Below are 13,539 nucleotides of genomic sequence, written 5' to 3'. Positions count from 1 at the left end.
CGAAGGCTCCTCAGCCGCGGCGCCGTACGATCTGGTAGCGTCGTCCGAAGTACCCCAACGGGAGGCTCCAGACATGCACCAGGCGCGTGAAGGGAAACAACAGAATGATGGTCAGCCCGAGGAAGATGTGCACTTTGAAGATCAGCGGGGTGCCGATCATGAAGCTGGCTGCATCGCCTCGAAAGAACACGATGGACTGCGCCCAGCCGGCCAGCGCCAACATCATTCCGCCGTCCAGGTGGTCCAGGGAAAAGAACACGGTGACCAGCCCGAGAGTCGCCTGGAGCAACAGCAGGGTGATGATCAGGTTGTCCATGACGCTGGAGGAAGCCCGCACCCGAGGGTTGAACAAGCGTCGCCACAGCAGCATGGCACCGCCGATCACGCAAAACACCCCGGCGATGCCGCCGAACACGATGGCCATCAATTGTTTGTGCCCGGCGGAAAGGAACGGTGCGTAGACCCAGTGCGGCGTGAGCAGCCCAATCAAGTGGCCGAAGAAGATCGCCAGGATGCCGATGTGGAACAAGTTGCTGGCCAGGCGCATGTGCCGCGTCGACAGCATCTGGCTCGAACCGGTCTTCCAGGTGTATTGGCCGTAGTCGTAGCGCAGCAGGCTGCCGAGCAGGAACACCGTGCCGACGAGGTAGGGGTAGTAGCCGTAGATAAAATGGAGCACATAGTCCTCGAACATGATGAACCTCCGTTCATTGACGATCCGCCGTGGCGGACGGCATGACCTGGATGACTTGTGGGACCGCTTCGTACTTGCGCTCGGCCAGGCGCCGACCCTCGGCCGATTGCAGGCCGCAGTCCTGGTCGGAGTCGGCCTTGAAACGCACCACTTCTTCTTCCCAGACGGCATCCAGTGCCTGCGGCGTGTTGTCCGGCGGTTCCTCCGAGGCCGTGGCGCGCTGCGCGGCAATGGCGTCAGTGGCGCCAATCAGCGCCAGCAAGGCGTGGGGGATCAATGCGTAGGCGCTGCTGCGCTCCTCCAGGCGCGCGGTGAGCAGGGCGAGGATGTGCCGGATTTCCCCCAGCCACTGGCCGATCTCGGCCTGGCTACGGGTGGACAAGTATTCCAGGAACAGCGGCAGGTGGTCCGGCAGTTCACGGGCATCGAGTTGGAACCCGGCGCTTTCGTACTCGGCCAGCAGGTCGACCATGGCCTGGCCGCGGTCGCGCGACTCGCCATGCACATGCTCGAACAGCAGCAACGAGGTGGCGCGGCCCCGGTCGAAGAGTTCGACGTAAGCTTCCTCCAGGTCCAGCAGATCGCTGCCCGCCAGCTCCCGACACCAGTGGCAAAGCTGCGAACGCAATGCCACGGGTAGGCGCTCCTCGGCGTCGAGGAGGGCAATCAGTTCGGCGCTGTTGGCTTGCAACTGCGCGCTGGGGTAGTCGAGCAGACGCGCCAGTACCCGCAGGCTCAACAAACCTTGTGGTGTGCCAGGGGCGTGTTCATTCATGACGGCCGTCCTCCAGGGGGTCGAAGGTCTGCACCGGCTTGACCAGCGTAGTGGTCTGTTTACGCCCGCCGAACAGGCTGACCTGGCTCTTGCCGCCATTGCAGCCGTCACCGAACGAGAAGCCGCAGCCACCGCGCTCACCGTACGCCTCGGGAATGTTTTCCCGATGGCCGGTGGGTATGACGAAACGGTCTTCATAGTTGGCGATGGCCAGGTAACGGTACATCTCTTCGACCTGCTGTTGGCTCAGGCCAACCTGATCGAGCACGGCGGTGTTGAGCGTGCCGTCGACGTGCTTGGCGCGCATGTACACACGCATTGCCATCAACCGCTTGAGGGCCAGCACCACAGGCTCCTCTTCACCGGCCGTGAGCATGTTGGCCAGGTAGCGCACGGGAATGCGCAGCGATTCGACTTTTGGCAAGATGCCATCGAACTCGACATGTCCGGCCTCGGCGGCGGACTGGATCGGCGACAGTGGCGGCACATACCAGACCATCGGCAAGGTGCGGTATTCGGGGTGCAGCGGCAGGGCCAGTTTCCAATCGATGGCCAGTTTGTAGACCGGTGAGGCCTGGGCGGCGGCAATCACGTTGTCCGGCACGCCGTCCTTGCGGGCCTGGGCAATGACTTGCGGGTCATTGGGGTCGAGGAATATCTCGCATTGGCGAAGGTACAGGTCGCGGTCATCGGTCGACGCTGCCACTTCGGCGATGCGGTCGGCGTCATACAGCAACACGCCAAGGTAGCGGATCCGCCCGACGCAGGTTTCCGAGCACACGGTGGGTTGGCCGCTTTCGATGCGTGGGTAGCAGAAGATGCATTTCTCGGACTTTCCGCTTTTCCAGTTGTAATAGATCTTCTTGTACGGACAGCCGCTGACGCACATCCGCCAGCCCCGGCACTTGTCCTGGTCGATCAACACGATGCCGTCTTCTTCGCGCTTGTAGATCGCGCCGCTCGGGCAGGACGCCACGCACGCCGGGTTGAGGCAGTGCTCGCACAGGCGCGGCAGGTACATCATGAAGGTGTTTTCAAACTGCCCGTAGATGTCGGCCTGCACGTTCTCGAAGTTGACGTCCTTGCGCCGTTTGGCGAACTCGGTCCCCAGCAGTTCCTCCCAGTTCGGCCCCCATTCGACCTTGTCCATGCGCTGCCCGGAGATCAGCGAGCGCGGTCGTGCCACGGGCTGGTGGTCACCCTGTTTGGCGGTGTGCAGGTTCTGGTAGTCGAAAGTGAAGGGTTCGTAGTAATCGTCGATTGCTGGCAGGTCGGGGTTGGCGAAAATGTTCGCCAGCACCCGCCACTTGCCGCCGATGCGCGGGTTGATCGAGCCGTCGGCGTTGCGCATCCAGCCGCCGTTCCATTTCTTCTGGTTTTCCCACTCCTTGGGGTAGCCGATGCCGGGCTTGGTCTCGACGTTGTTGAACCAGGCGTACTCGACGCCTTCGCGGCTGGTCCAGACGTTCTTGCAGGTGACGGAACAGGTGTGGCAACCGATGCACTTGTCGAGGTTCAGGACCATGCCGACCTGAGAGCGAATCTTCATTTCACTGCCTCCTGTTGATAGTCGTTGCCTTCACCGTCCAGCCAGTCGACCTTGTGCATTTTGCGCACAATGACGAATTCGTCGCGGTTCGAGCCCACCGTGCCGTAGTAGTTGAATCCGTAGGAGAGCTGGGCGTAGCCACCGATCATGTGGGTCGGTTTGGGGCAGATCCGGGTGACCGAGTTGTGAATGCCGCCACGGGTGCCGGTCACCTCCGAGCCAGGCACATTGAGGATGCGTTCCTGGGCGTGGTACATCATCGCCATGCCCGGCCGGACCCGCTGGCTGACCACCGCTCGCGCGGCGATGGCGCCGTTGGCGTTGTACAGCTCGATCCAGTCGTTGTCGCTGACGCCGATGGCCCGTGCGTCGTCCTCGGACATCCAGACAATGGGCCCGCCACGGGACAGCGTCTGCATCAACAGGTTGTCGCTGTAGGTCGAGTGAATGCCCCATTTCTGATGCGGCGTCAGCCAGTTCAGGGCGATTTCCGGGTTACCGTTGCTGTGGGGCTTGGCGACGCTGACGGCGGCCTTGGTGTCGATCGGCGGACGATAGACCATCAGGCTTTCACCGAAGGCGCGCATCCACGGATGGTCCTGGTAGAACTGCTGGCGGCCGGTGAGGGTGCGCCAGGGGATCAACTCATGGACGTTGGTGTAGCACGCGTTGTAGCTCACGTGCTCGTCTTCCAGGCCTGACCAGGTGGGGCTGGAAATGATTTTGCGCGGCTGGGCGACGAGGTCGCGGAAACGGATCTTTTCTTCTTCCTTGGGGCGTGCCAGGTGCGTGTGGTCGCGACCGGTGATCTTCGACAAGGCCGCCCAGGCTTTTACGGCCACCTGGCCGTTGGTTTCGGGCGCCAGTGCCAGGATCATCTCCGCTGCATCAATGGCCGAGGACAGTTTCGGGCGGCCTTTGGCCGGGCCGTCCTGCTTGCGATAGTTGAGCTTGCCGAGCAGGTCGACTTCTTCCTGGGTCTGCCAGGCAATGCCCTTGCCGCCGTTGCCGATCGTGTCCAGCAGTGGGCCGATGGCGCTGAAGCGCTCGTAGGTCTCGGGATAATTGCGCTTGACCTCGATCAGCGACGGCATGGTTTTGCCGGGGATCGCCTCGCATTCGCCTTTCTTCCAGTCGCGGACCTCGGGCTGGGCCAGCTCGCCAGGGCTGTCATGTTGCAGCGGCAGAGTGACCAGGTCGGTTTCTTCGCCGAGATGGCCCACACAGAGGCGCGAGAACGCCTGCGCGATCCCGTCGTAGATCGCCCAGTCGCTGCGCGCCTCCCAGGCCGGGTCGGTGGCGGCGGTAAGCGGATGGATGAAAGGGTGCATGTCCGACGTATTGAGGTCGTCCTTCTCGTACCAGGTGGCGGTGGGCAGTACCACGTCCGAGTACAGGCACGTGGTGGACATGCGAAAGTCCAGGGTCACCAGCAAGTCGAGCTTGCCTTCGACCGCCTCGTCACGCCACACCACTTCCTCCGGTTTTTGCGTGCCGGCCTTGCCCAGGTCCTTGCCCAGTACGCCGTTGCGCGTGCCGAGCAGGTACTTGAGCATGTACTCGTGGCCCTTGCCGGAAGAACCCAGCAGGTTGGACCGCCAGACGAACATATTGCGCGGATAGTTCTGCGGGCTGTCCGGGTCTTCGCTGGCGAAGCGCAGCTGGCCGCTTTTCAGTTGATCGACGACGTAATCGGCGGTGCTCTTGCCGGCAGCCTGGGCCGCAGCCGCCAAGCGCAGCGGGTTGGTATCCAGTTGCGGGGCCGAGGGCAGCCAGCCCATGCGCTCGGCGCGCACGTTGAAGTCCACCAGGCTGCCAGGAAAGTCCTTGGGGCGGGCCAGCGGGGAGAGCAGCTCGGACACGTCCAGCTTCTCGTAGCGCCACTGGCTGGAGTGGTTGTAGAAGAACGAGGTGCCGTTCATGTGACGGGGCGGACGGTGCCAGTCCAGCGCAAAGGCCAGGGGCGTCCAGCCGGTTTGCGGACGGAGTTTTTCCTGGCCCACGTAATGCGACCAGCCACCGCCGCTTTTGCCGACACACCCGCAGAGGATCAACATGTTGATCAAGCCGCGGTAGTTCATGTCCATGTGGTACCAATGGTTCATCCCCGCGCCGACGATGATCATCGAACGACCGTGGGTCTTGTCGGCGTTGTGCGCGAACTCACGGGCGATGCGGATCATCTGCTCCGCCGGTACACCGGTAATCGCCTCCTGCCAGGCCGGTGTGTAGGGCTTGAGCTGGGTGTAGTCGCTGGCACCGTCGTCCGTCCCGCTGCCACCGACAGTGGCCTCCAGGTGACGGTCGATGCCGTAGTTGGCCGCGGTCAAGTCGAACACCGTGACGGCCAATACCTCACGACCGTCGGCCAGCTTCAGGCGCTTGGCCGGCACATGGTGGTAGAGCACATCGCGCACTGGCACGCTGGGAAAATGCTCGCGTTCAATGCCGCCAAAATAAGGGAACGCAACACGAGCCACTGCGTCGTGATGGCCCAGCATCGACAGGCGCAGGCTGACTTGTCCGCCGTCGGCATCGACCGGTTCCAGGTTCCAGTGGCCGCTCTCGCCCCAACGAAAACCGATGGAGCCACGCGGCACCACCAACCGTTCACCGCTTTCGTCCCAGGCGACGGTCTTCCACTCGGGGTTGTTGGCCTGTTCCAGGTTGGCGGCGAAATCGCTGGCGCGCAGTTGCTTGCCGGGCACCAGGCTGCCGTCTTCGCGGGTTTCCAGCTCGACCAGGATTGGCATGTCGGTGTAGCGGCGCAGGTAGTCGGTGAAATAGGCGCTGGGTGTCTCCAGGTGAAACTCCTTGAAGATCACATGGCCCATCGCGATAGCGAGGGCCGAGTCGGTCCCTTGCTTGGCGCTCATCCACTCATCGCAGAGCTTGGAAATCTCGGCGTAGTCCGGGGTGATGGCGACGGTCTTGGTGCCTTTGTAGCGCACCTCGGTGAAGAAGTGTGCGTCCGGGGTGCGCGTCTGCGGCACGTTGGAGCCCCAGGCAATCAGATAGCCGGAGTTGTACCAGTCGGCGGATTCCGGCACGTCGGTCTGCTCGCCCCAGACCTGCGGCGAGGCCGGCGGCAGGTCGCAATACCAGTCGTAGAACGACAGGCATACACCGCCGATCAATGACAGGTAGCGAGTCCCCGAGGCGTAGGACACCATCGACATCGCCGGGATCGGCGAGAAGCCGGCGATGCGGTCCGGGCCATACTGCTTGATCGTGTAGATATTGGCGGCGGCGACCAGTGTCTGCATTTCCTCCCAGTCGGTGCGCACGAAGCCGCCCCGGCCGCGGATGGATTTGTATTGCTGGCTCTTCTGTGGGTCTTCGACGATGCTCGCCCAGGCCAGCACCGGATCGCTGTGCACCGCCAGCGCATCGCGCCAGAGCTGCACCAGGGCCTTGCGCACGAGCGGATACTTGAGCCGGTTGGCGCTGTACAGGTACCAGGAATAGCTGGCCCCACGCGGGCAGCCTCGCGGTTCATGGTTGGGCAGGTCGGGGCGGGTGCGCGGGTAGTCGGTCTGCTGGGTTTCCCAGGTCACCAGGCCGTTCTTCACGTAGATCTTCCAACTGCACGAACCGGTGCAATTGACCCCGTGGGTCGAGCGGGCAATCTTGTCGAATTGCCAGCGTTGTCGGTAACCGTCTTCCCACTGGCGACTCTCATCGCGAGTCTCGCCATGGCCGTTGGCGAATTCCGGCGGACGCTTGACCAAATAACGCAGGCGATCGATGAAGAAGCTCATGTGTTGCTCCTCGGCAGGGACTAGCAGCTAACCTCGGCATTGCGACGGGTGTAGTAGAACCAGGTCATCGCAATACACAGCACGTAGAAAACGATGAAACCGTAGAGCGCCCATTCCGGGCCGCCGCTCAGTTCGAACGAACTGCCGAACGACTTCGGAATGAAGAAGCCACCGTAGGCGGCCATCGCCGAAATGAAGCCCACCGCAGCCGCGGACTCCTTCTCGCTTTGCAGCGCCTGCTCGGCGGCAGGCAGGTGGGGAAACAGGCGTGGGGTCTGGGTGCGGAAGATCGCCGGGATCATCTGCGTGGTGCTGGCGTTGCCGACGCCGGAGAACAGGAAGAGCAGCAGGAACATGGCGAGGAACCCCCAGAACGCGCCAGGCTGATCCTTGATGCCGATGAAGAACAGCACACCGAAGACACAGCCGCTCATGGCGACGAACACCCATAGGCTGATCCGTCCACCGCCGAAACGGTCCGCCAGGCCACCGGAGAAAGCGCGGCTCAGGGCACCGATCAGTGGCCCGAGGAAGGCGAACTTCAGCACGTCGACATGGGGGAACAGGCGTCCGGCCAGCAACGGGAAACCGGCGGAGAAACCGATGAAGCTGCCGAAGGTGCCGGTGTACAACACACTCATCAGCCAGGTGTGTTTGCGTTGGAAAATCGCCATCTGGTCCTTGAACGAGGACTTGGCGCTGGCGATGTCATTCATGCCGAACCAGGCGGCAATGGCGGCAACCAGGATAAACGGCACCCAGATGAACCCCGCATTCTGCAACCACAGCGGCGTACCTGCCTGGGTGATCTGCGGTTGTCCGCCCAGGCTGCCGAAGACGCCGACGGTGATCACCAGTGGCACCAGGAACTGCATGGTGCTCACGCCCAGGTTGCCCAACCCGGCGTTCAGGCCCATGGCACTGCCCTTGGCCTGCTTGGGGTAGAAGAACGAAATGTTCGCCATGCTCGATGAGAAATTGCCGCCGCCCAGGCCGCAGAGCAAGGCCAGGATCAGCATGACCAGGTACGGCGTCTGTGGATTCTGCACGGCAAAGCCGATCCACAGCGCCGGCACCAGCAACAACGCGGTGGACAGCGCGGTCCAGCGCCGGCCGCCGAAGATCGGCACCATGAAGCTGTAGAAGATTCGCAGGGTGGCGCCGGATAAACCGGGCAGGGCGGCCAGCCAGAACAATTGATTGGCCGTGTAGGCGAAGCCCGCCAGGGGCAGCTTCGCCACCACGACCGACCAGACCATCCAGATGGCGAAGGCCAGCAACAGATTGGGGATCGAAATCCACAGATTGCGCGTCGCGATGCGTTTGCCCGTCTGCGCCCAGAACGCCGGGTCTTCGGGGTGCCATTCGCGCAGCACGAAGGCGCTGGGCGTGGACAGCTCCGGCAGGTCGCGGGTTTCGCGGTGTTCGGCCCACTCGACGCGCTCGGCCCTGCGGATCGAGTAGTGCATCCACAGCAACGCCCCGCTGGCGATCAGGAACAGCAGCATGAAGCAGCTCTGCCAGATGCCGAGCACATCGTTGAGCATTCCGAAGGTCAGCGGCAGCAGGAAGCCACCCAGGCCACCGATCATGCCCACCAGGCCACCGACCACGCCGACGTGTTTCGGGTAATAAGTCGGGATGTGCTTGAACACTGCCGCCTTGCCCAGCGACATGAAAAACCCGAGCACCATCAACACCACGGCGAAGCCGACCAGGCTGAACCGCATCGAAAACTCAACCTCACCGCGCACTCCGGTGACGACGTAGCGGGTCGGTGGGTAGCTGAGCAAGAACGCACACAGCACCGACAGGCTCAACGTCCAGTACATGATCTTGCGCGCACCGTAACGGTCGGACAGCCAGCCACCGAGGATGCGAAACAATGAGGCAGGCACGGTGTACAGCGCGGCGACAGAACCGGCGGCGGCCAGGCCCAGGCCAAACACCTCCATCAAGTAGTGCGGCAACCACAGCGCCAGCGCGACGAAGGCGCCGAAGACGAAGAAGTAATACAGCGAGAAGCGCCAGACGCGCAGCTCCGCCAGCGGCGCCAGTTGATCCTTGAGCGGTATTGGCCGGGCCGTGCGGTCCTGGCTTTGAGGGTCGTTCTTGGCCAGCAGGATGAACAGGACGCCCATACCGCCCAGCACGAGCGCATACACCAGCGCCGCGCCGCGCCAGCCCAGGGCAAGCAGCAGGAACGGCGCGACGAAGTTGGTCACGCCCGCGCCGACGTTACCGGCGCCAAAGATGCCCAGGGCGGTGCCCTGGCGGCCCGGCTCGAACCAGGCGGACGTATAGGCGGTGCCAACGATGAATCCGCCACCGGCCAACCCCACACCCAACGCCGCCAGCAACAGCATCGTGAAGCTGTTGGCGAACGTCAGCAGGTACACGCACAGAGCGGAAGTGAGCATCACCAGGCCAAACACCCAGCGTCCGCCGTAGCGGTCGGTCCACACGCCGAGCAACAGCCTGGAAATGGAACCGGTGAGCACCGGCGTCGCCATCAGCAGGCCGAGCTGTGTGTCCGAGAGACTGAATTCATCCTTGATCTGCAAGCCGAGGATGGAGAACAACGTCCAGGCGGCAAAGCAGAGGGTGAAGGCGAGGGTCGAAAGGCCCAAGGCACGGTACTGGTCGCGAGCCGGAACGATCGTAGCCATGAGCACTGTCCCTTGGGCAGACTTCGGGAACAACACCTTGCGGACCAGCCAAGCGGACCTGGGAACGGTGATAACCGATCCACGACAAAAAGAGTCATCCGAAGGCCGAATCACACTTGATGCTGCTATTGGATAGCGGGGTACCGATGCACGTGACGAAACTTAATCGAGACGCAACGAGGAGGATAGACAAGGAATTTTGGGGGCGCAAAAAATCTGACCGTTTTGCAGGTCAGAAGAGAACTGATCGAAATCATCTCTCTTCGCGACAAGTCACCTAAGATGCGGCTCCTCTGGAATTGTCAAGGACGACTATATTTCCGTCTCATCACCACGGATGGCTGATAGGAGCACTCGCAATGAAAAGCTGGTACAGCATCGTCGGCATGCTGCTGATCACGACCGTGACGTTACTGATCGACATACCTGTTTATACCTGGCTGACCTCGGCAACCTTGAGCCTGGTGCTTGGCACGACCGCATTGATCTACATGGCGACCGCGTGCCTGTTGGCCAGCCGCTGGTCGGTGGTGGAGCATCTGTTTGGTGGCCTGGACCGGGTCTATGACGTGCATAAGTGGATGGGGATCTGGGCGCTGGTATTTGCCACTTACCACTTTGTGTTCAAGGCCAACCTGGATGTGTGGAATAGCGTGCCGATCATGGAGCTGCCCAAGTACTGGACACGGCTGGTGCGGCAGTTGAGCTATGCCGCCCTGGTGATGATTGTGCTGTTGGCCTTGAACCGTAATATTCCTTACAAGGTCTGGCGCTGGTGGCACAAGTTGTCCGGGCCACTGTTTCTGCTGGTGGTCCTGCACTGGTTGAGTTTCAAATCACCGATCACCCTGAACAGTCCCGCCGGTATTTGGGTGGCAACATTCTGTGGGCTGGGTGTGGTGGCGGCACTCTACAAACTGCTGTTTTATCCCTTTGTTGCCCGTGCCGGGGAATATCAGGTCACAGCGGTTTCCAGCGACAAAAGTGCCGTGCACCTGACCTTGGAACCGGTGCATAAAGGGTTTCCGTTCAAGGCCGGGCAGTTCGCTTTTCTGGCTATGAAGGAGAAAGGCCTGCGTGAACCGCATCCATTCACCATCGCTAATGCCCATGGACCCGAAGGCCAGATCGAATTCGTGATCCGAGCGCTGGGGGATTACACCGAAACGTTGCGAGAACAGGTCAAGGTGGGAATGCTTGCTGACATCTACGCGCCTCATGGTCGCTTCAGGCGCCAGGCCCAGGCCGAACGGGAAATCTGGATTGGCGCCGGGGTAGGGATCTCACCGTTCGTGTCTTGGTTACAAGATTCGAAAGGCGAGGATTTCGACAAGGCCACCCTGGTGTATTGCTTCAATCCCTCACGGGCGTTTCCGCCTGCCGCAAGGTTGCAAACGATGGCGCAGGAACGTGGCATGAAGTTTGTCGGCAATGCCGGCGGTGTCGAAAAACTCGCCGACACCTTGCGCGAAGCGGTGGTCCAGGCCGAACCGAACAAGGTCCATGTCAGTTTTTGTGGGCCCAAGGGCTTGCTGACCCAGGTGCGTGAATTGATGCGGATCAGCCGGATTCCGGAAGCCAATCTGCACGTCGAACTTTTCGAGTTCCGTTGAAGCGGCACTGACCTCGCCGCAAGTATTTCGAGCAAAGCCTGATGGCTGGCGGTCTCAAGACAATAGTTCGATATTGGGCTGGGACGAGGTCAAGGGCTTCAGCCATGCGATTGTCAGCCACATGGCCAAAAGCGCAATGCAATAAAGTCGAGCACTCATCCTGTGGCGAGGGCGCTTGCTCCCGCTGGGCTGCGAAGCAGCCCCCGGAGATGCCTGATAGACCGAGTTGCCAGACTTTGGGGCCGCTTCGCGCCCCAGCGGGAGCAAGCGCCCTCGCCACTGGGATGTGATCAGCCTCTGGTCTTCAGGCTGCGTTCCATCCGCGCGATGCCTTCTTCGAGCAGCGCCCGTGGGCAACCGAAGTTCAGGCGCACGAACTGCTTGGCATCGTCGCCAAAATCCAGTCCGGCGCTCAGCCCGACCTTGGCCTGTTCCAGGAAGAAACCGTGGGGATCGTCCAGCCCCAGGCCGGAGCAATCCAGCCAAGCCAGGTAAGTGCCCTGGGGCACGGTCATGGTGATGCCCGGCAGGCGGGTGTTCACTGCATCGACCAGGTAATCACGGTTGGCTTGCAGGTAAACCTTCAACGCATCGAGCCACGGACCCGCTTCGCTGTAGGCCGCCCGGGTCGCTTCCAGGCCCAGGGCATTGACGCTGTCGACCATGCCGGCCCGGGCGTTGTTGACCCGCTCGCGAACCTCGGCGTTCTGGATGATGGCGAACGAAGTCTTCAACCCGGCGATGTTGTAGGCCTTGCTGGCGGACATCAGGGTGATGGTGCGCTCGGCGATCTGCGGACTGAGGGACGCGGTCGGAATGTGCACCCGGCCGTCGAAACACAGTTCGGCATGGATCTCGTCTGAGATGATCCAGGCGTCCTGCTCCAGGCAAATGTCCGCCACCGCTTGCAGTTCTTCACGGTCGAACACCTTGCCCAGCGGGTTGTGCGGGTTGCTCAACAGCAGCGCGCCGCCACCTTGCAGCGCTTCGCGCAGTGCGGCCAAGGGCGTCTGGAATTCACCGCCGACCGGGGTGAACGGCAGTTCGACCTTGTTCAATTGCCAGTGGCCCGGCGCATTGCGCAGCGGCGGGTAATTGGGCACCTGCACCACGACATTCTGCCGGGGCTCCACCAGCGCATGCAGCGCCATGTTGAAACCCGGTTCCACGCCGGGCAGGAACACGATCTGTTGCGGCTCGACGCGCCAGGCGTATTTGCTCCACAGGTCCGCCACCACAGCGGCCCGCAGGTTGTCCTGGGCCACGCTGTAGCCAAGCATCGGATGTTCGAGGCGTTTGTGCAGTGCGTCGATGATCACTGGCGGGGCGGGGAAATCCATATCGGCCACCCACATCGGCAACACATCGGCCGGGTAGCGGCTCCATTTGGTGCTACCGGTACCGTGGCGCTCGAACACCGGGTCGAAATCGAAAGTCATGAGGGTTCCATCAATCAGGGCTTTGGGATGCTGGACATCATAGAGCAAGACCGGTTGCGACGTGGCACGTTCGTTTCGATCGCGATTGATCACCTGAAATTCCCTCGGATCAGGCAAAAATGCCGGCGGATCCGGCAAGCGGATCGCCGCTTCGCTCCACATACTCTCGCGGCCCGAGGCCCCGTCGCAGACGTATCGCGTGACGGGGCTTCTTTGTGGGCGGTCGAAAATATGTACGAGTAGCTGATATGGAAAACAACACGATCCGCTTTGCCTGCAATGGCTGTGGAATCTGCTGCAAAGGCCGGCTGATTCCGCTGACGCTGGACGAGGCACGGCAGTGGCTCAAGCGCGGGCATGAGGTGGCCGTGGTACTGGAGGCATTCGATGAGTCGACCTGGCCTACGCAACCGCGCCAATTTGCCCACAGCGCCCAAAGAGCCGTGGAGGTCACCAGTGGCGATGCTCGAATCCGAGTCGTTGCAGTACTGGCCGGTAATGCGCTGACGCAATGCAGCAACCTCGGCGACGACGGTCGTTGCGGAATCTATGAAGAGCGGCCGTTGGTTTGCCGGATCTACCCGATGGAAATCAATCCACTCATTGCCCTGAATACCAAAGACAAGATCTGTCCTCCCGAGGTCTGGGAGGAGGGGGAGGTGATATTCACTGACCGCGTGGTCGATCCGATCCTGGCCGACCAGATCGAACGCTCCCGTCAGGCCGACAGGGATGACGCGCAGGCCAAGCTCGCATTGTGTGAAGCCATGGGCATCACCGTCGCCGCCTGGAAGGGCAACGCGCTGGCGGTGTATCAGCCGGACCGCGCGCGGTGGCTTGAAGCGATCGCCCGCCATGACCAGGCGCCCGTGACACCGGCAGGCCTGGATTGGACGGTAAGGGTCGAGACGCCGGCGCTGGCCGAACAACTGCAGCGGGCGGGTGTGGCGTTGGATGATCGGCGTTCCACCGACTACATCTTCCAGAACCTCTAGGTTTTCGGCGAAACCCTCGTTTTGTGCAGTCACAACTCCTGAAA

At 61.9% G+C, this 13,539-nt stretch carries 8 protein-coding genes; 2 read left to right on the top strand and 6 right to left on the bottom strand.

Features of this window, described 5'->3' with window-relative positions:
- Window positions 1–10 precede the first annotated feature (10 nt).
- From narI to ACODSJ_RS05270, 5 genes are read right to left on the bottom strand one after another with little or no spacing between them, the layout of a single operon-like run.
- Window positions 11–694 (bottom strand): respiratory nitrate reductase subunit gamma, encoded by a 684-nt coding sequence (narI, locus tag ACODSJ_RS05290; protein WP_489100728.1) that lies wholly within the window; start codon window positions 692–694, stop codon window positions 11–13.
- 13 nt (window positions 695–707) lie between these two features.
- Entirely contained in the window at window positions 708–1,469 is a 762-nt protein-coding gene (gene narJ / locus ACODSJ_RS05285; protein ID WP_489100727.1) for a nitrate reductase molybdenum cofactor assembly chaperone, read from the bottom strand.
- Window positions 1,462–3,018 carry a nitrate reductase subunit beta gene (gene narH / locus ACODSJ_RS05280; protein ID WP_489100726.1) on the bottom strand — a complete coding sequence of 519 codons (1,557 nt, stop codon included), beginning with the start codon at window positions 3,016–3,018 and terminating at the stop codon, window positions 1,462–1,464. The genes narJ and narH overlap by 8 nt, the downstream gene beginning before the upstream one ends.
- Window positions 3,015–6,779 carry a nitrate reductase subunit alpha gene (locus ACODSJ_RS05275; RefSeq protein ID WP_489100725.1) on the bottom strand — a complete coding sequence of 1,255 codons (3,765 nt, stop codon included), beginning with the start codon at window positions 6,777–6,779 and terminating at the stop codon, window positions 3,015–3,017. Before ACODSJ_RS05275 ends, narH begins: the two co-directional genes overlap by 4 nt.
- Window positions 6,780–6,799: 20 nt before the next feature.
- The gene (locus ACODSJ_RS05270; protein ID WP_489100724.1) at window positions 6,800–9,448 is read right to left on the bottom strand and encodes a nitrate/nitrite transporter; all 2,649 of its coding nucleotides are present in this window, start codon (window positions 9,446–9,448) and stop codon (window positions 6,800–6,802) included.
- A 359-nt stretch (window positions 9,449–9,807) separates the two neighbouring features.
- On the opposite strand from ACODSJ_RS05270, the gene ACODSJ_RS05265 reads away from it, so the two are divergent.
- Complete coding sequence (locus tag ACODSJ_RS05265; protein WP_489100723.1) at window positions 9,808–11,061, top strand: ferredoxin reductase family protein; 1,254 nt, start codon at window positions 9,808–9,810, stop codon at window positions 11,059–11,061.
- A gap of 290 nt (window positions 11,062–11,351) precedes the next feature.
- Here ACODSJ_RS05265 and ACODSJ_RS05260 read toward each other — a convergent pair whose 3' ends face one another.
- Window positions 11,352–12,500 (bottom strand): MalY/PatB family protein, encoded by a 1,149-nt coding sequence (locus tag ACODSJ_RS05260; RefSeq protein WP_489100722.1) that lies wholly within the window; start codon window positions 12,498–12,500, stop codon window positions 11,352–11,354.
- A gap of 248 nt (window positions 12,501–12,748) precedes the next feature.
- Here ACODSJ_RS05260 and ACODSJ_RS05255 point away from each other — a divergent pair, with 248 nt between their 5' ends.
- Window positions 12,749–13,495 carry a YkgJ family cysteine cluster protein gene (locus ACODSJ_RS05255; protein ID WP_489100721.1) on the top strand — a complete coding sequence of 249 codons (747 nt, stop codon included), beginning with the start codon at window positions 12,749–12,751 and terminating at the stop codon, window positions 13,493–13,495.
- Window positions 13,496–13,539: the final 44 nt, after the last annotated feature.

The organism is Pseudomonas sp. FG6 (assembly GCF_057809015.1).
Note: the sequence above shows the minus strand (reverse complement) of the source record. Positions and strands in the feature narration are given on the sequence as shown.